Source organism: Desulfoluna sp., from assembly GCF_030145185.1.
Taxonomy (GTDB): Bacteria; Desulfobacterota; Desulfobacteria; order Desulfobacterales; family Desulfolunaceae; genus Desulfoluna.
Genome location: NZ_JAQYWB010000018.1, coordinates 49,795 through 66,141, shown reverse-complemented (window position 1 = coordinate 66,141; position 16,347 = coordinate 49,795). Strand labels below are relative to the sequence as shown.

General features: G+C 54.1%; 15 protein-coding genes and 1 riboswitch. Of the genes, 13 read left to right on the top strand and 2 right to left on the bottom strand.

Going from position 1 to position 16,347, the window contains the following annotated elements; all coding sequences use genetic code 11:
* The first annotated feature begins 12 nt into the window (after window positions 1–12).
* The 5 genes from Q1Q75_RS07755 to Q1Q75_RS07735 all read left to right on the top strand — a co-directional run bounded on the left by Q1Q75_RS07755 (window position 13) and on the right by Q1Q75_RS07735 (window position 3,843).
* Entirely contained in the window at window positions 13–873 is an 861-nt protein-coding gene (locus Q1Q75_RS07755) for a MinD/ParA family protein (RefSeq protein WP_300668918.1), read from the top strand.
* A gap of 108 nt (window positions 874–981) precedes the next feature.
* Entirely contained in the window at window positions 982–1,743 is a 762-nt protein-coding gene (locus Q1Q75_RS07750; RefSeq protein ID WP_300668915.1) for a FliA/WhiG family RNA polymerase sigma factor, read from the top strand.
* 6 nt (window positions 1,744–1,749) lie between these two features.
* Entirely contained in the window at window positions 1,750–2,859 is a 1,110-nt protein-coding gene (locus tag Q1Q75_RS07745) for a hypothetical protein (protein ID WP_300668913.1), read from the top strand.
* A gap of 115 nt (window positions 2,860–2,974) precedes the next feature.
* Window positions 2,975–3,457 carry a hypothetical protein gene (locus Q1Q75_RS07740; protein WP_300668912.1) on the top strand — a complete coding sequence of 161 codons (483 nt, stop codon included), beginning with the start codon at window positions 2,975–2,977 and terminating at the stop codon, window positions 3,455–3,457.
* Window positions 3,458–3,471: 14 nt separating this feature from the next.
* Complete coding sequence (locus Q1Q75_RS07735) at window positions 3,472–3,843, top strand: VOC family protein (protein ID WP_300668910.1); 372 nt, start codon at window positions 3,472–3,474, stop codon at window positions 3,841–3,843.
* A gap of 9 nt (window positions 3,844–3,852) precedes the next feature.
* Here the strand turns inward: Q1Q75_RS07735 and Q1Q75_RS07730 are convergent, their stop codons facing one another.
* Window positions 3,853–4,341: a hypothetical protein gene (locus Q1Q75_RS07730; protein WP_300668909.1), complete on the bottom strand. Its 489-nt coding sequence runs from the start codon at window positions 4,339–4,341 to the stop codon at window positions 3,853–3,855.
* A 212-nt stretch (window positions 4,342–4,553) separates the two neighbouring features.
* Here Q1Q75_RS07730 and Q1Q75_RS07725 point away from each other — a divergent pair, with 212 nt between their 5' ends.
* Both Q1Q75_RS07725 and tdh read left to right on the top strand, forming a co-directional pair.
* The gene (locus tag Q1Q75_RS07725) at window positions 4,554–5,744 is read left to right on the top strand and encodes a glycine C-acetyltransferase (RefSeq protein ID WP_300668908.1); all 1,191 of its coding nucleotides are present in this window, start codon (window positions 4,554–4,556) and stop codon (window positions 5,742–5,744) included.
* A gap of 40 nt (window positions 5,745–5,784) precedes the next feature.
* Complete coding sequence (gene tdh / locus Q1Q75_RS07720; protein ID WP_366945180.1) at window positions 5,785–6,807, top strand: L-threonine 3-dehydrogenase; 1,023 nt, start codon at window positions 5,785–5,787, stop codon at window positions 6,805–6,807.
* A 143-nt stretch (window positions 6,808–6,950) separates the two neighbouring features.
* Here tdh and sstT read toward each other — a convergent pair whose 3' ends face one another.
* Entirely contained in the window at window positions 6,951–8,201 is a 1,251-nt protein-coding gene (gene sstT / locus Q1Q75_RS07715) for a serine/threonine transporter SstT (protein WP_300668904.1), read from the bottom strand.
* A 553-nt stretch (window positions 8,202–8,754) separates the two neighbouring features.
* Window positions 8,755–8,966: riboswitch (cobalamin riboswitch) on the top strand.
* Window positions 8,967–9,254: 288 nt separating this feature from the next.
* Here sstT and thiC point away from each other — a divergent pair.
* The 6 genes from thiC to lptG all read left to right on the top strand — a co-directional run bounded on the left by thiC (window position 9,255) and on the right by lptG (window position 16,284).
* Complete coding sequence (gene thiC, locus Q1Q75_RS07710) at window positions 9,255–10,577, top strand: phosphomethylpyrimidine synthase ThiC (protein WP_300668902.1); 1,323 nt, start codon at window positions 9,255–9,257, stop codon at window positions 10,575–10,577.
* Between the two features lie 314 nt (window positions 10,578–10,891).
* Window positions 10,892–11,959, top strand: coding sequence for a nicotinate-nucleotide--dimethylbenzimidazole phosphoribosyltransferase (cobT, locus tag Q1Q75_RS07705; protein WP_300668899.1), 1,068 nt, complete (start codon window positions 10,892–10,894; stop codon window positions 11,957–11,959).
* A gap of 166 nt (window positions 11,960–12,125) precedes the next feature.
* Window positions 12,126–13,118: a methyltransferase gene (locus Q1Q75_RS07700; protein ID WP_300668896.1), complete on the top strand. Its 993-nt coding sequence runs from the start codon at window positions 12,126–12,128 to the stop codon at window positions 13,116–13,118.
* Window positions 13,119–13,356: 238 nt separating this feature from the next.
* Window positions 13,357–14,007 carry a S24 family peptidase gene (locus tag Q1Q75_RS07695; RefSeq protein WP_300668894.1) on the top strand — a complete coding sequence of 217 codons (651 nt, stop codon included), beginning with the start codon at window positions 13,357–13,359 and terminating at the stop codon, window positions 14,005–14,007.
* A 7-nt stretch (window positions 14,008–14,014) separates the two neighbouring features.
* On the top strand, window positions 14,015–15,211 hold the full coding sequence (gene lptF / locus Q1Q75_RS07690; protein ID WP_300668891.1) for an LPS export ABC transporter permease LptF: 1,197 nt from the start codon (window positions 14,015–14,017) through the stop codon (window positions 15,209–15,211).
* Entirely contained in the window at window positions 15,208–16,284 is a 1,077-nt protein-coding gene (gene lptG, locus Q1Q75_RS07685; RefSeq protein WP_300668889.1) for an LPS export ABC transporter permease LptG, read from the top strand. The genes lptF and lptG overlap by 4 nt, the downstream gene beginning before the upstream one ends.
* Window positions 16,285–16,347: the final 63 nt, after the last annotated feature.

Here is a 16,347-nt window from a genome sequence, read left to right as displayed (position 1 = left end):
AGTCTTAGGGCAATGGTTAAGGGCAGAGGGGCCTCTTCCGTTCGCAGAGGGGGGGGGAGATCGTCCTTCACGCGCGTGATTTCCATTACCAGTGGCAAAGGAGGGGTCGGTAAAACCAATATGGTGGCCAATCTCGCGGTGGCTTTTGCCGATATGGGAAAACGGGTTTTGATCTTTGACGCCGACATGGGGTTGGCCAATGTGGATATCATTTTTGGTATTCATCCTCAGTACCACGTGGGCCACGTTATTACAGGCGAGAAGGAACTTTCTGAGGTGATTGCAAAGGCTTCCGGCCGGGTAGGTGTCATCCCCGCCGCCTCCGGGGACACGGCTTTTGCTGAACTCACCGAAGGGCAGAAGTTAAGCCTTCTGGCCGAGTTTGAGGGGTTGGATAACCTCTATGATATTATGTTGATCGATACGGCTGCCGGGATTTCCTCAAATGTAATTTACTTTAATTCGGCCGCTGAAGAGTGTATAGTGGTCGTCACTGGAGAGCCGACCTCGGTCACTGATGCCTACGGCATGATCAAGGTGATGTTTTTGAATGGGACAAAACATTTTAAGTTGCTTGTCAACATGGCTCGGGGGCTTCAAGAGGCCAAAGCCGTATACGCCACCTTAAGTCAGGCGGCGGACAGATTTCTTAAAGGTGTTGTCCTTGAGTTTGTTGGGTATGTACCTTTTGATGACCATTTGAGACAGGCTGTTGTCGGGAGAAAACCCGTCATTGAGCTATGCCCTGCGGCGCCTTCAAGCAGGAGTATTGTAAAAATTGCTGAACAGATACTTAAATCTCCGTCTGGGACATCCGGTAGCGGGAATATATCGTTTTTCATGAATCGTCTGATCTCCGGGGATAACCCGTAGCGCCTATCAGTTCGGTCAGACAGTCCAAGGGGGAGAGGTCCATATCTGCGGAAGTTCACGGACGGTGTGACACCGGTGACGGACGTGTTAGATGATCGGATCGTTTGAATGACGTCTGCCTACGAAAAGAAAATTGAGAAGAGGCGCTGCCACTTTTCACCGCTTGAGCGGGATGAGATGATCCGCAAGTACGCCTACCTGGTGAAGTACATCGCCGGGCGCGTTGCTTCACGTCTTCCTGCCAACGTGGCCTTTGACGAGCTTGTCAGTGCCGGCTCCATGGGGCTCATTGATGCGGTGGATAAGTTTGATCCTGAAAAGGATGTCGGGCTGAAAACCTATGCCCAGTATCGCATCAAAGGCTCTATTCTGGATGAACTTCGCAGCATGGACTGGTATTCGCGTTCCATGCGGAAAAAGATTCAGGATGTGGAAGCCGCCGTTCAGAAGATTGAAGCCCGCAAGGAACGGCCCGCCTCGGATATAGAGGTTGCGGAAGAGCTGGGAATGCCCCTGGAGAAGTACTACAAAATTCTCACTGACATTCACAGCGCCGCCATCCTCAGTCTGGACGCCTGTATCCGGAATGAGGATAACGACGAGGGCAGCGGCAGTACCTTTTCCGAAGGAATCCGAAGCGAGGATGACCCTTCGGATTCGGTCATGAAAAAAGAGCTGAAGCAGGTTCTCATCGAAGCGATCAAGCGTTTGACCGACAAGGAACAGACGGTGATTTCCCTTTATTATTATGAGGAGATGACCCTCAAAGAAATTGGAAAAATCATGGATCTCACCGAGTCCCGTATCTGCCAGATTCACACCCAGTCGCTGATCAAACTTCGATCACGCATCCGCCGGTATAAAAAGTAGCGTCGTATGCCCCCTCCCTCTTCCAGCCCATATGTAGATAATTTTGTTTCCCAGGATCAGATTAATACCCTGCTCAGGGACACGGATGAGTATGTGTTTCCCGATGGGGAGGATCCGTTGGGTGATATTGCAGACTTTATCAATATCGATGAGATTGATCTCCTTTTAGGCGATGATGATGATGAGGACGAGGACGACGACCCCGAACCCCACAGGGAGGATGAGATGAGTGAAGAGCAGCTTCCAGAGATTGAAAGCCCTGAAGACGAAGAGCTCTCCATGATCTCTATGGACGATATCCAACGGGTTTTGTCCGAAGACACCCCTGAAGATTCGCCGCTGGAAGCGCTCTCCCTGGAGGAGATCGTCGATTCCCCTGAGGAAGGGGCCACTGAAGGCGACGGCGAGCTGATCAGCCAGGAGGATATCGATCGCCTGCTGAAAAACAGCGGCGTTGAGGCCGATGAGGCACCGGGGGAATTTGAAGATGCATTTCAGATTTCACGGGAAGAAATAGACACCATTTTGACGGATACCCGAGAGGATGCGTCGGCAACGTGGGAGCAGGAGAATCAAACCGACCCCTCCTCAGTCCCCCTTGCCGAAACGGATGACGAGGACCTTCCACCCCAAAAAAAACGCAGTAAAAAGAAATGGCTTCTGGTGGTGGTGGGCTTCTTATTGCTTTTCAGCGCAGGAGGGGTGGCCGGCTGGGTGTATCTTATGGCGGGTGATGAGCAGGCGCTTTCCACCTCTGATTTTGCCGATTCCGGAGAGGCGATGGGTGAAGGGCAAACGCCTGTGACTACCGGTGAGCCCCAGGTTGTCTCACGGCTTGAGAATTTTTTAATTCCCGCTGCGGTGGGCAACGATTATGCCTTTATCTCTTTGAACGTGGTGCTCACGATTCGTGGGGTCGCAAAAGATCCCCTGGCGGGGTATGAAACCTTCTTTCGAAAACGTATTTATGATGAACTGTTGGCGAAACTTGCATCGATTTCAGGAGAAAAACCGGTCGAACGCGATTTGAGGAAGCTGGTGCGAAAAACAGCCGGGGGGCTTCTCACCGAAGGGGTCATCGACCACGTGACATTTGAGGCCTACCAACTGATGTAAACGAAGCGGTGAAAACGCTCACGATAAATGCGGTATGCCAGGTCATGGGGGCGGGCCGCCTGAGGTGTGGCGAGATGTGTTCACCTTTGGCCATGCGATCAGGAAAGGGAGGTCCATGAATCTGCACACGATGTCGACATTTTTTCTTTTTGGTCTGGGGACGGCCTGTCTGGCTCTGGCCCTGTCTGAATTGATCCATACCCGACGTACAAGGCGTCGCCTCGAAGCGGAGTCTGTACGAGCGGCCCATACCCAGGTGCTCTCCCTGCTGGAGCCGGTCCTGGCGGAGGCAAAATCGGTGGCCGATACGTTTGACGGCCATGTGGCGGAAAAGCGTCTGCTTGTCACTGAGTTGAATGAGAACCTCGAAAAACGAATTGCCTCTTTGAAGCTTTTGCTCAATCGCGCCGATGCCCTGATGAATCGGCAGCACACAAACGCTGCCGAAGAAGAAAACGCTGAACAGCGCATCTCCGAATCCCGACAGAAAATTCTTCATCTGGCCACCCAAGGCTTCTCGGTGGATCAGATCTCTGAACGTCTGACCCTGCCGAAGGGTGAGGTGGCCCTTGTGGTGGGGCTTCAGCGTGGCAGGTAGAGGAAGGACAGTGCATGCAGATTGCGTTTGTAACGATTGAGACGAATGACATGGACGCCTCGGTGGCTTTTTATACCGAGACGCTGGATTTTGAGCTGACGACCCGCCAGACCCCTTCTCCCGGTGTGGAGCTGGCTTTCTTGAAAGACCTTGCCGGTGGGCAGATTGAATTGATCAAACGTGACACGGATCCCCCCGTCACCCCGGGTGTCGGTTCGGTTTCCCTTACCTTGTATGTAGATGATATCGATGCAGCCTACACCCGTCTTTTGGAAAAAAATACGCCGGGCCTGGAAGCGCCCAGAACCCTTCCCGGGGGCCTGAAACTTTTTTTGGCCAAGGACCCCAATGGGGTGGCGTTGGGGTTTATCGAAGCGTCGCATTAAGCTATTCGCTCAGTCCTTGGTGGCAGCCGCCAGTGAGTCCGTAAATATCCCTATTTTATTCTTGATCGTCTCGTCATCCTCACCCTTTTGGATGGAGAGGACAGCCCCGCATTTGCTTTTCACAAGGCCCATGAATTTCTTTGCGGCCCTTTCGTTGCCTCCGCCGGCAAAGGTGCAGAAAAAGGCGGTTTTGAACCTGGGCTCTTCGTTTGTGTGTCGGCAGAGCCAGGTGCGAACCGCTGGCGTAAGATTGCCGTACCACACCGGGGTGCCGATAATGACCCGATCATAACCGGCAGGGTCGTGGGTGGGCGGTTTGATGAGGGTTTGTCTCTCAAGCAGGGCGTCTAATCCTCCGCAAAGGTTCCCGAAAAATCCGTCTCGATTCTTCTGATCGATGATCACCTCCATGTCGCAGCCCAGCCGCTCCTGGATTCCTTCCGCCAGTGCTTCCGTTGTTCCGGTTCGTGAGTAATAAACAAGCAGTGTTTTTTTCATTGTCGTCATCCGATATTATTTGGTTTTATGCCTTTATTCATGCCCAACGCCATATCATGGTGCAGGCTGACGTCTCCGGAAACTACGGTCTATCAGAAAAAAATAACAGACTTTTTTGTCATCTCGTCGTTTTATAGGGAGAGCATCCGCCGTGTGCCTTTGAGCCTCGAAGGGTTCTTTATCATTTGCTTCAACCTATCATGGGGGTCTGTATGAAAACGGAACTGTTGACGCACCTGGCCAAAAAGACGGAGGACCTTAAGGCCGCCGGTCTTTTTAAAGAAGAGCGCATTATCACCTCTCAACAGCAGGCAGACATTCGCGTGGAGGGCTCCTGCGAGGTGATTAACCTCTGCGCCAACAATTATCTTGGTCTCTCCAACAACCAGACGCTGATCGATGCGGCCCACGCCTCCCTGGACCGGTACGGGTTCGGGATGAGCTCTGTGCGGTTTATCTGCGGCACCTTAGATATCCATAAAGAGCTTGAATCCGCCCTCAGTGATTTTCTGGGCATGGAGGATACCATCCTCTACAGCTCCTGTTTTGACGCAAACGGAGGCCTCTTTGAGACCCTTATGGGGCCTGAAGATGCCATTATCAGCGATGCATTGAACCACGCCAGCATCATCGACGGCGTCCGTCTCAGCAAAGCCCGGCGGTTTCGATACGCCAACAACGACATGGAAGACCTTGAAACGCAGCTTAAGGCCGCCCGGGATGCACGGTTTATCTTGATCTCCACGGATGGTGTCTTCTCCATGGACGGGACCCTTGCCGATCTTTCATCTATCTGCGACCTTGCAGACGCCTATGGTGCGTACGTGATGGTGGACGATTCCCACGCGGTGGGCTTTACCGGCGAGACAGGCCGGGGGACCCCTGAGCTGTGCGGTGTCATGGGGCGGGTGGATATCATTACCGGAACCCTGGGCAAGGCCCTGGGGGGCGCATCCGGTGGGTACACCTCGGCAAAGAGAGAGGTGATCGAATGGCTGAGGCAGCGGTCGCGCCCCTATCTTTTCTCCAATACCCTGGCACCGGTGGTCACCGCCACATCCATCGCCGTCCTTAAGATGCTTAAATCCAGCTCGGCTCTTATTGAAACCCTGAAAGAGAACACCCGTTACTTTAGAGATGCCCTGGAGAAAGCCGGTTTTAACCTCGTCCCCGGGAATCATGCCATTATCCCCGTGATGCTGGGAGACGCCACCCTCGCCCGGGAGATGGCCCATCGACTCCTGGGCGAGGGGATCTATGTCATTGGCTTTAGTTTTCCTGTCGTCCCCAAAGGCAAGGCAAGAATTCGAACTCAGATGTCAGCAGGCCATACCCGGGCGCATCTGGATAAGGCCATCACCGCCTTTACCAAGGTGGGGAAAGAGCTCGGAGTGATCGATTAAAGAGGGGCTGACCCTATAAATGAGGTGATAAATGGATAAAATGAAGGTTTTGAGCAAGGCAAAACCCGAGGTGGGGATCTGGATGGAAGAGGCCGAGATTCCCAAGCCCGGTCATAACGACCTTCTGATCAAGGTGAAAAAAACCGCCATCTGCGGAACCGATATCCATATCTACAACTGGGATGAATGGTCCCGGAAGACGGTCCCTGCCCCCATGGTCATCGGCCACGAGTTTGCGGGGGTGATTGTTAAGGTGGGAAGCGAGGTGGAGGGCTACAGGGAGGGAGACCGGGTTTCCGCCGAAGGGCACATCACCTGTGGGGACTGCCGGAACTGCAGGGCCGGAAAACGACATCTCTGCCGGAATACGGAAGGGATCGGTGTCAATCGGACCGGTTGTTTTGCCGAGTACATCGTGGTGCCTGCTGTGAATGCGTTTCGTATCCCATCGGCCATCAGCGATGAGACCGCCTCTATCCTGGATCCTCTCGGGAATGCCACTCACACCGCGCTCTCCTTTGATCTGGTGGGGGAGGATGTCCTCATCACCGGGGCGGGGCCCATCGGCATCATGGCCATTGCCATCGCACGGCATGCCGGGGCGCGACATGTTGTGATCACCGATGTAAACGATTATCGCCTTGGCCTGGCTTCAAAGATGGGGGCCACACGGGCCGTGAATGTTTCGAATGAGAGCCTTCTGGATGCCATGGGGACGCTTGAGATGAACGAGGGCTTTGATGTGGGACTCGAGATGTCCGGCAACCCTCAGGCTTTAAGGGACATGCTCTCGGCATTGAATTTTGGCGGAAACATTGCGCTGCTTGGGATTCAGCCTCCTGAGACCGCCATTGACTGGTCTCAGATTATATTCAAAGGCCTGAAGCTCAAAGGTATTTATGGCCGAGAGATGTTTGAGACCTGGTACAAGATGACCAGCATGCTCCAGAGCGGCCTGGATATCTCACCGGTCATTACCCACAGGTTCCGCATCGACGATTTTCAGAAAGGCTTTGACATCATGCGTTCCGGTGATTCCGGGAAGGTTATTCTGGAGTGGTAGCGGTTGGGGTGAACCGCGGGGAAACGCGCAGTGTTTCGCAAGTGCATTGCGGATGCGATTTGTCTGTTAAAAAAAAGGCCGCATAGGGTTTACCCTTATGCGGCCCTTCCAGTGATCATGTTGAATTTTTCCCGGGCCGAAGCCTAAGCGGCGGCTCTTTCAGGCTCTATTTCTCGGGGAGCGGAACCGTTGGCTTTGTAATCCGCAGCAGCGGTGAACAGAACGTCGGTGGAGCTGTTCAGCGCGGTCTCGGCAGAGTCCTGAATCACACCGATGATGAAGCCGGCGGCCACAACCTGCATGGAGATCTCGTTGGGCACGCCGAAGAGGCTACAGGCAAGGGGGATCAGGAGAAGCGATCCGCCGGCGACACCGGAGGCCCCGCAGGCTGAGATGGAGGCGATGATACTCAAGAGAAGCGCCGTTGCGAGGTCCACCTGGATGTTCAAGGTGTGGACCGCAGCCAGGGTCATCACGGTAATGGTGACGGCCGCGCCACCCATGTTGACGGTTGCTCCCAGCGGAATGGAGACGGAGTAGGTGTCTTCATTCAGGTCGAGACGCTTGCACAGGTCCATGTTCACGGGGATGTTGGCCGCTGAGCTGCGTGTGAAGAAAGCGGTCACACCGCTTTCACGCAGGCAGGTGAAGACCAGGGGATAGGGGTTGCGTCGGGTCATGAAAAAGACGATGGCCGGGTTGATCACCAGAGCGATGATGATCATGGCTCCCAGGAGCACCTGGAGAAGGTGTGTGTAACCCGCCAGGGCTGAAAAGCCTGTGGTGGCGATGGTCTGGGAGACCAGGCCGAAAATACCCAGGGGGGCAAAACGGATCACCAGCTTGACGATGCTTGAGACGCCATCTGATACGTCATTTAAGAAGGTTTTTGTCCCCTCACTCGTATGCTGGAAGGCGACCCCCAGGGCGATGGCCCAGGCGAGGATGCCGATGAAGTTGCCGGTGGCCAGGGCGTTGATGGGGTTGTCCACGACTTTGAAGAGCAGGGTGTTAAGAACTTCGCCGATTCCGTTGGGTGGTGTTGCTGCTGTGTTGGTGGCCACCAGGGTCAGATCGGTGGGGAAAAGAAAGCTCAAGGTGACGGCGACCAATGCCGCCATGAAGGTGCCCACCAGATAGAGGCTGATGATAGAGCGCATGTTGGTGTGAGCGCCACGTTTTTGATTCGCAATGGAAGAGGCGACGATCACAAAAACGAGAATGGGTGCGACGGCCTTGAGTGCCTTAACGAACAAGCTGCCGAAAAGGCCAGCTGAGTTTGCCGCTTCGGGTGATGCAAGAGCGAGGATGACGCCCGCGATGATTCCACCCATAATTTGCAGGACCAGGCTGCCTGATGCGATTTTTTTAAAAATCCCTGTAACTTGACTCATGAATTTCCCCCAATTGAAATATTTTTCTAAAATACCGATATTTTCACTTAATAGGAAATTTATCGCTGATATGTCAATATATTATTTAAAGGTAGCTCAAATCTTAATGCGGATGAGAACATTTTGTGCGTTCATTATTTGTTTGCCAAAACACAGGTTCATTGACGTCAACTTAACCTCATCATCCCCTGTCTCTTTTCACCACAACCCATGAGAATGATATGCATTGACGCTGAGTCTGTTTTGTATGCGTTTGACTTGGAATTCCAGGCGTGTGATGACATGGTGGAGCGGAGGGGGGGTGAGATCTCTGTTTGATTTACATTGATTTCATACAGAGAATAAAGTCCAGAAAGAGGGACTAATTTATCAGGGAATCGTTGAAGAGAGGCTGGATTAGCAAAAGATAACCGGAAGGACGGGGATCTCGTCCCCTGTGGCAACGGATGCACGTTGATTTTTGTGCATCTCCCGTATTCAGGGTGTCTCAGAAATTATTTTTCTCCTTGACGCCCTTCACTCACTTCATGTAATGCATAAACAGTACCCAGAAAAGGGTGCATTAACTATTTGTCATACGGTGTCATGCAAACGGAACTACGGTGAAAATCCGTGACGGTCCCGCCGCTGTAACCGGGTGACCCGGCGCAGGTTGTTTTTGCTTAAAACAACAGTCACTGCTTCTTTTAAAGGGAGGCGGGAAGGCGCGTCGGGTGAGGTTTTACCCCGGAAGTCAGAAGACGTGCACGAAACTATATTGACCGAGTCCGATGGCAAAGGGCTCTGTGGCACAGCTGTAGCTGTCTCACAGAGCCCTTTTTTTATTGCCTGAAGTCGTCATCTTCGATCAGCGGGGGTTGGATTCGGCTGGTTGGAGGTCGCGTGAGATCCGGGAGTTGCCGGTTCGTACTCCTTCTTTGCAACTGCGGACCTCAAGACGGGTGAAGGCGATTCCCGGGATGGAATCGGGAGCCGATCAGACTTCGGTGGCCAAAATAATGATGATGGCAGCAAATACGTGTCTGCCGATATGTTTTAAGGAGAAGAAAGACAATGACTGTAGCAAAGACACAGATTGAGTTGGCCCGGGCGGGCGTGGTTTCCCCCCAGATGCAGCAGGTTGCCGAAAACGAGAATTATGCCCCCGAGCGGATTCGTGATTTGGTGGCCAAGGGGGAGATCGTTATCCCCAACAACCCCAAGTTCAAGGGGCCTGCCGTAGGCATCGGCACCGGCCTGCGAACCAAGGTGAACGCGTCCATCGGCACCAGCTCAGATATCTGTGATATCAAAAGCGAAATTGAAAAAGCCCTGGCCGCTGAGGAAGAGGGTGCAGATACCCTTATGGAACTCTCTGCCGGAGGGGACCTGGACCTTGTCCGTCGTGAAGTGCTGGCTGCAACCAACCTGCCCCTGGGTAACGTTCCTCTTTATCAGGCCTTTAAGGAGACGGCACGTAAGTGCCAGGATCCTTGCAAGCTGGACCCCGAATACCTTTTTGACCTCATTGAGCAGCAGCTTCAGGACGGTCTCTCTTTTATGGCGATCCATTGCGGGATCAACCAGTATACCATTGAGCGCCTTCGTAAGCAGGGTTTCCGCTATGGCGGCCTTGCCTCCAAAGGCGGCACCTTCATGGTCGCTTGGATGGACGCCACCAAGCGTGAAAACCCTCTTTATGAGCAGTTTGACCGTGTCTGCGCCCTGATGAAGAAATACGACGCGGTCCTCTCCCTGGGCAACGGCATCCGTGCCGGTGCTATCCACGACAGCCACGACAGAGCTCAGATGGCCGAGATGATCATTAACTGCGAGCTGGCCGATCTGGGCCGTGAAATGGGTTGCCAGATGATGGTGGAAGGCCCCGGCCATGTGCCCCTCGATGAAATCGAAGGCAACATCATGCTTGAAAAACGCATGAGCGGCAACGCCCCTTACTACGTCCTTGGCCCCATTCCCTGTGACTCCGGCGCTGGCTACGACCACATCACCGCTGCCATCGGAGCGGCCAGTTCCGCCCGTTTTGGCGCTGACCTCATCTGCTACATCACCCCCGCCGAGCACCTGGCCCTGCCCACTGTGCAGGATGTCCGCGAAGGCGTGCGAGCCACTCGCCTGGCCACCCGCATTGGTGACATCGCCAAGTATCCCAATCGTCGTGAAAACGAAAAGATGGCTGCCATGGCCCGTCGTGAAATGCGCTGGGATGACCTGGAAAAGTATCTCCTCTTTCCTGAAGTGGCCAAGTCCATTCGAGCAGAGCGCTGCCCTGAAAATGAAGACACTTGCACCATGTGCGGCGATTTCTGTGCCATGAAAAAGGGCATGGAAGTCTTCGAGCCCGACATCAAAGGCGACAAAATCTACAAAGGGTAACGCCGACCAAGCCTGCCTCCGAGGTCCAGGGGATTTTTTGATAGAGTGGTTTCCCCCCCTGGACCCCAGGTTCCAAAGACTTTCACCCCTCGTTCTTCGCGGTGAGATTTATTTGAGACGATTTTTCTGGGCAGCGCGCAACTGAGTTGTATGTGTACTTAAAATTTGGGGCTGGAGGTGTCGCTTGGGACTTTATCCGGGCTCAGCCCGAAGCGAATGTGATCGATCGAGCATTCGCACCCTGCTTTCGAGGTGGCTCACCTCGCCGCCGGAGGCCGTTTTTTTGCTTTTTTAACATGTGAGGAGGTTTCTGAATGAAATTGCTTGAAAAGACCCTCGGTTCCATTGTTGGGATTGATCGCGGAATTGAGGCGGTGGCTCTGAAGCGTCTGGCTGATCAGGCGCGGCCCCAGGGAAGTTTGGGGGTGCTGGAACCTCTGTCGGCAAGGCTTGCTGCCATTGCCGGGGTGATTGACGTTAAATTAGAAAAAAAAGTGGTGGTGACCTGCGCCGGCGATCACGGGATGGTGGAGGAGGGCGTCAGTCTTTTTCCCCAGGAAGTGACCGAGCAGATGGTGCACAACTTTGTGATCAAAGGAGCCTCCATCAACGTGCTGGCCAAGCACGCAGGGGCAGAGTCTCTGGCTGCGGACATTGGTGTGAAAGCCGAGTTTGACCCGACGCTGCCCATTATTCATAAAAAAGTGGCCCGGGGAACTGAGAATTTTACCAAGGGTCCTGCCATGACCCGTGAGCAGGCCGTGGCGGCCATCGAGGCGGGCATCGAGATCGTGGATGAGCTCGTGGCCGAAGGCCGGTTGGATATGCTTGGCACCGGAGATATGGGCATCGGCAACACCACGCCATCGACGGCCATCATCGCTGTGCTTTCCGGCGAGAAGGTGGAAGACCTCACCGGGCGCGGTACCGGAATCAACGACGCGGCGTTGCAGCGCAAGATTGATGTGATCAAAAAAGGGATTGCCGTGAACCATCCCGATCCCACGGACCCCATTGACGTCCTCGCCAAGGTGGGCGGTTATGAGATCGGCGCACTGGCCGGGCTCGTTCTGGGGGCTGCCGCCCACGGGATTCCTGTGGTGTGCGATGGCTTTATCTCCACAGCCGGCGCCCTGATCGCCGGCGACCTGGCCCCGATATCCAAAGAGTACCTCTTTGCCAGTCACCGATCCGTAGAAGTGGGGCACACCTTCATGCACGACCACCTTGGCGTGGATCCTCTGCTGGACCTGGGCTTCCGACTGGGTGAAGGCACCGGTGCGGCGCTTACCATGGAACTCCTCGATGCCTCCACCCGCATCCTCGCCGATATCCTCACCTTTGAAGAGGTGGCCATTAAAGACCCGCACACCAAAGGGTAGATCCTTTTGGTGATCCGTTGTGATACGATACCCCGGCATCAGAGATGCCGGGGTCTTTTTTTTGAAAACATGCCTTATTTGTGTGGTGTGTGGAACCACGTATCATGCATTACAAGTAGGCGAGTCGCACTGAATGGCTACATTTTTGGGAGGATGTATGGGCGATATGACGTCATATCTGAAGTTTAAAACCCTGTTGACGGGATACCGTCCGTATCGGCTTTTGCAAGCGGCTTTTGATGCCGGGGTGTTTGATTGCGTGGGAGAAGAGGCGGTGGCGGCTGACGTCCTCTGCCGGAAGGTCGGTTGGGACGAGGCTTTTGGATGCCGGGCGCTTTCTGCGCTGGTTGTTCTGGGCCTCTTGGAGGCGTCGCCCACAGGTTTTTGTCTGTCGAAAGAGGGGGCGCTCTTTTTTGGGACCGGGGCGCCTCATCCCATGGGCGGTACTCTGGATTTTGAGAAGCGACTCGTTGATTCCTGGGACCTTCTGGGTCAGACCTTGAAAACGGGGGAACGGGTCTATGCCGCTTCGGAGAAGAGTGAGGCGGAGTACAAAAAAGATCTGGCTCAGTATATCGACGCCATGGATGAGGCCGCGCGGATCAGAGCGGCAGAGCTCTGGCAGCTGGTGAAACCGGACACGGATCAGGGGCGTTTTGTGGAACTGGGCTTTGGCTCCGGGGCCTACAGCCTCTCCTTTTTAGAAAAGCATTCCGGTTGGACAGGGGCGCTTGCGGATCTCCAGGACGTGGTGGGTTTTTTTGCCGAAAAAAGGAAGCACCATCCCGCCTTCAGTCGCATCGGGCTCTCCTGCGTCAACCTTTTGGATGACCCTTGGGATCTCTCCGGGTGTGAAGGGGCGAATCTGCTTCTGCTCTCCAATCTGGTGCATTGCCAGGGAGACGTCGAGACCTTGGGGATCGTTCGTCGTGCCGCCGGCCTTCTCGCCCAGGGCGGCACCTTGGTGGTCCACGATTTTTATCGGGATCGGGGCGAAGCCGGAGGGATGTACGACCTTCACATGATGCTCAACACCTACAATGGAAAAGTCTACACCGTCGGCGAGATGCGGGCCATGGTGGAAGAAGCCGGGCTCTCTTTTGCCGGAGACATCTCGCTTCCGTCAGGGTCCTGCGCGGTGCTGGCACGAAAAGCGTAAGATAAAAATGCCTCCGGCTGCAAGGAGGCGCTCATTTTAACCTGGCATGGATCGCCCATCCTTTGGCCCCTCATCCCTTTTGTAAACCCTTTACAACCCGCCGTGCTCTGGCTATGATTCGGGCATTCTGAGTCACACGCAAGTAACTGACGCATGCTGCCGGCAGGTCGGCACCATGCTCTCATAGAGTCTTGGATCATTAGGCGCACGGCGCCTGTCATGATGAAAGAGTGGGGTTATGAAGTGGAACAGAGAGGTGTTTCTCCACAATCTGGAGGAATTGGTGACGCGCGAGTGTGGAGGACAGCTCGGTGAGCTGGACCGTACCGTTGGGATGACTGGTGCCTTTGAGTCATGGCGAGACGGCATCTCTCCGACCATCGATGCTATTTTTAAAATCTGTCAGACTTTTGACTGCGATATTACCTGGCTTTTGAATGGGTATAAGGGAGAGCAGGGATCCGTTATGGTGAACGCTCTGGTTTATATTCCCAAATACCGAGCGACCCTTTCCGGTGGCGGTGGCTCTTTTGAGACCACGGCCGAAGTGCTTGAAACCTGCCCCTTTGGAGAGCTATGGCTCAGGAAAAAGGGGACACCGTCGGCACTGGTTCTCTTTGATGTGGTGGGCGACTCCATGGCGCCCATGATCTGCGGCGGCGATACCGTGATGGTGGATCGTTCCCGAACCGGGGAAGATGGCGGTTTCAAAGGAGGGGTTTTTGCATTTCGCGAAGGCGACACCATCAAGATAAAACGGCTTTTTACCGAAGGCGCCTGTGTGCGCGTGCTCTCCGACAACAAGGCCGAGGCCGTGGACTATCAAGCCGACCTGACCCACTTTGAGGTGATCGGCGAAGTGGTTTGGGTGGCCCGGGATATCATATAATAAATAGGTGACCCCGATTACCATTATCAATCGCTATATTCTGAAAGAGCTGCTGCAGCCTTTTTTGCTTTGTCTGGGCTTTCTCAGTCTGGTCTTTCTCCTGACCAAAATTATCGACATCACCGACCTGGTGGTGAACTACCGGGCGAGCCTTTCCACTGTTCTTGCCATGGTGGGGTATACCCTCCCGGTGATGATGCAGTACACTCTGCCCATGTCCGTGATGATGGCGGTGCTGCTGACCCTGCTTCGAATGTCTGCCGATCAGGAAGTTGTGGCCATCAAGGCGGGTGGTGCGGGGCTTTCCGCTATTTTTTATCCGGTGGGGGCCTTTTGCCTGCTGGGGTCTTTGCTCACCCTTGCCGTTACGGTTTACGCCGTCCCCTGGGGAAACTATTCGTACAAAAAGATGGTGGTCAATATCGCATCCGCAGGGGTGGATGCCTCTATAAAAGAAGGGACGTTCAATACCAATTTTGACGGAGTGATGCTCTATGTGGAGCGGATCAACCCCGAGGACAAGAGCCTGCATGGTGTGTTTATTCGAGATACCCGAAATCCCGAGAGTGAGGTGTCCATTACAGCTCCCAGAGGGGTTCGGTTTTTTTCCAAACAGGCTGAGACCCTTACCCTTCGCCTGTTCAACGGTGAGGTGAACCAGGTGAATCTGGTGGATCGGGCGGTCAATGCCATCGGTTTTTCCACCTACGACATCCGGGTGAATTTTGGAAAACTTCATTCGGACAAGTCGCTGGGCAATAAGGCGCGTGATGAAATGAGCCTTTCGGAGCTTTCTGCTTACATCGCGTCGGAAAAGAAGGCCGGGCGTATCCCTGCCACCGCCATTATGGAGATCAACGAAAAATTTGCCCTGGCCCTGGCCGCTTTTACCCTGGGTATTCTCTCTATTTCCCTGGGACTTCGAAGTGCTTTTTCCCGCAAGAGTTCGGGTATGGGCCTCGGGCTGGTCTGTTTTCTTCTCTACTACGTGATGCACGCGGCCGGATGGTCTTTGGGGAAATCCGGGGTCCTTGCTCCGGAACTGGCGCTCTGGGTCGGAAATATTGTGATGGGGAGTGCCGGTCTGATTTTTCTTGCACGGGTCGCCCGTGAGAAGACTCTGGGGTTTGATGTGCTGGGCGGTTTTTTTCTTTCTCTTTTTCGGTGGGCCATGGCACCCCTTCGAAAGGGGGGCCGGTCATGAGTCTCATTCAGCGGTATGTCCTGAAACAGTTTTTTAAGTACTTTGCCATGATTCAGGTGGTGGTCTTCTTCCTCGTGGTGGCCATTGATTATCTTTCCTGGATTTCAAAGTTTCTCCAGGTGAATTACAACCTCCTGCACGGGGTGTGGTTCGTGGTGATGAGAAACCTGGGGATTATCGTGATGATGACCCCTGTCTGCGCTTTGTTGTCAAGTGTTGTCCTTTTTGGTCTCATGCGGAGAAATAACGAGATCATTGCCCTGATGGGGGGGGGGATCAGCGCATGGAAGCTTATAAAACCCCTTTCCGGGGCGGGCCTTTTATTGACGGTTCTGGTGTTTATTCTGGCTGAGACCGTGGTGCCTGTGGCGCTGAACAAAGCCACGCATATCCGTATGGTGGATATTAAAAAGCGAAATATTCAGACCACCCAGGGAAATAATATCTGGCTGCGGCATGGGCGTGAAATTATTTATATCAAGCATTACACCATCGCCACCAAGACCCTGTCCGGGATCTCCATCACCCGCTTTGCCGATGACTCCTTTGTGCCCGTTCGGCGCGTGGATGCGGCCTCCGGAGTTTATACGAGCAAAGGCTGGGCCTTGAAAGACGCCATTGTCCAGGAACCCTCGATCTCGGGCGGGCAGCGTTCTCAGTATGTGGACGCCGCCATCGATATGGTCGGGGTGTTGCCCGAGGATCTTGGGAGTGTGGTGAAAAAAGCCCGTGAAATGAGTTTTTTTAATCTTTGGGATTACATTCGAAAGATGGAAAAAGAGGGGTACGATGTCACCCGGTACCGGGTGAATTTTCAAGCCAAGATGGCCTTTCCTCTTCTTTGCCTGATGATGGTGATGATCGGATCCGGGATCGCCCTGACACGCCCGCGTCACGAAGGGATTCCTATCTCTGTGGGGATTGGGATTGGCATTGCCTTTCTCTTCTGGATCTTCTACAGCCTCTGCCTCTCCCTGGGGTATGGTGAGATGCTGCCCCCGTTTATCGCCGCCTGGGCCGCCGATGTGGTTTTTTTCTGTGCCGGGGGGCTGCTGTTGCAGGATATTGATTAAAAAAGAGCGTTCGTCGTTCCTGATTGCCGAGGCGCTGCGCTTCATCACGTTGGATCATGACCT

What these genes read in the sequence shown, in the direction of transcription:
- Q1Q75_RS07755 (WP_300668918.1), top strand. Translation starts at nt 13, where the DNA reads ATGGTTAAGGGCAGAGGGGCCTCTTCCGTTCGCAGAGGGGGGGGGAGA.
- Q1Q75_RS07750 (WP_300668915.1), top strand. Translation starts at nt 982, where the DNA reads ATGACGTCTGCCTACGAAAAGAAAATTGAGAAGAGGCGCTGCCACTTT.
- Q1Q75_RS07745 (WP_300668913.1), top strand. Translation starts at nt 1,750, where the DNA reads ATGCCCCCTCCCTCTTCCAGCCCATATGTAGATAATTTTGTTTCCCAG.
- Q1Q75_RS07740 (WP_300668912.1), top strand. Translation starts at nt 2,975, where the DNA reads ATGAATCTGCACACGATGTCGACATTTTTTCTTTTTGGTCTGGGGACG.
- Q1Q75_RS07735 (WP_300668910.1), top strand. Translation starts at nt 3,472, where the DNA reads ATGCAGATTGCGTTTGTAACGATTGAGACGAATGACATGGACGCCTCG.
- Q1Q75_RS07730 (WP_300668909.1), bottom strand. Translation starts at nt 4,341, where the DNA reads ATGAAAAAAACACTGCTTGTTTATTACTCACGAACCGGAACAACGGAA.
- Q1Q75_RS07725 (WP_300668908.1), top strand. Translation starts at nt 4,554, where the DNA reads ATGAAAACGGAACTGTTGACGCACCTGGCCAAAAAGACGGAGGACCTT.
- tdh (WP_366945180.1), top strand. Translation starts at nt 5,785, where the DNA reads ATGAAGGTTTTGAGCAAGGCAAAACCCGAGGTGGGGATCTGGATGGAA.
- sstT (WP_300668904.1), bottom strand. Translation starts at nt 8,201, where the DNA reads ATGAGTCAAGTTACAGGGATTTTTAAAAAAATCGCATCAGGCAGCCTG.
- thiC (WP_300668902.1), top strand. Translation starts at nt 9,255, where the DNA reads ATGACTGTAGCAAAGACACAGATTGAGTTGGCCCGGGCGGGCGTGGTT.
- cobT (WP_300668899.1), top strand. Translation starts at nt 10,892, where the DNA reads ATGAAATTGCTTGAAAAGACCCTCGGTTCCATTGTTGGGATTGATCGC.
- Q1Q75_RS07700 (WP_300668896.1), top strand. Translation starts at nt 12,126, where the DNA reads ATGACGTCATATCTGAAGTTTAAAACCCTGTTGACGGGATACCGTCCG.
- Q1Q75_RS07695 (WP_300668894.1), top strand. Translation starts at nt 13,357, where the DNA reads ATGAAGTGGAACAGAGAGGTGTTTCTCCACAATCTGGAGGAATTGGTG.
- lptG (WP_300668889.1), top strand. Translation starts at nt 15,208, where the DNA reads ATGAGTCTCATTCAGCGGTATGTCCTGAAACAGTTTTTTAAGTACTTT.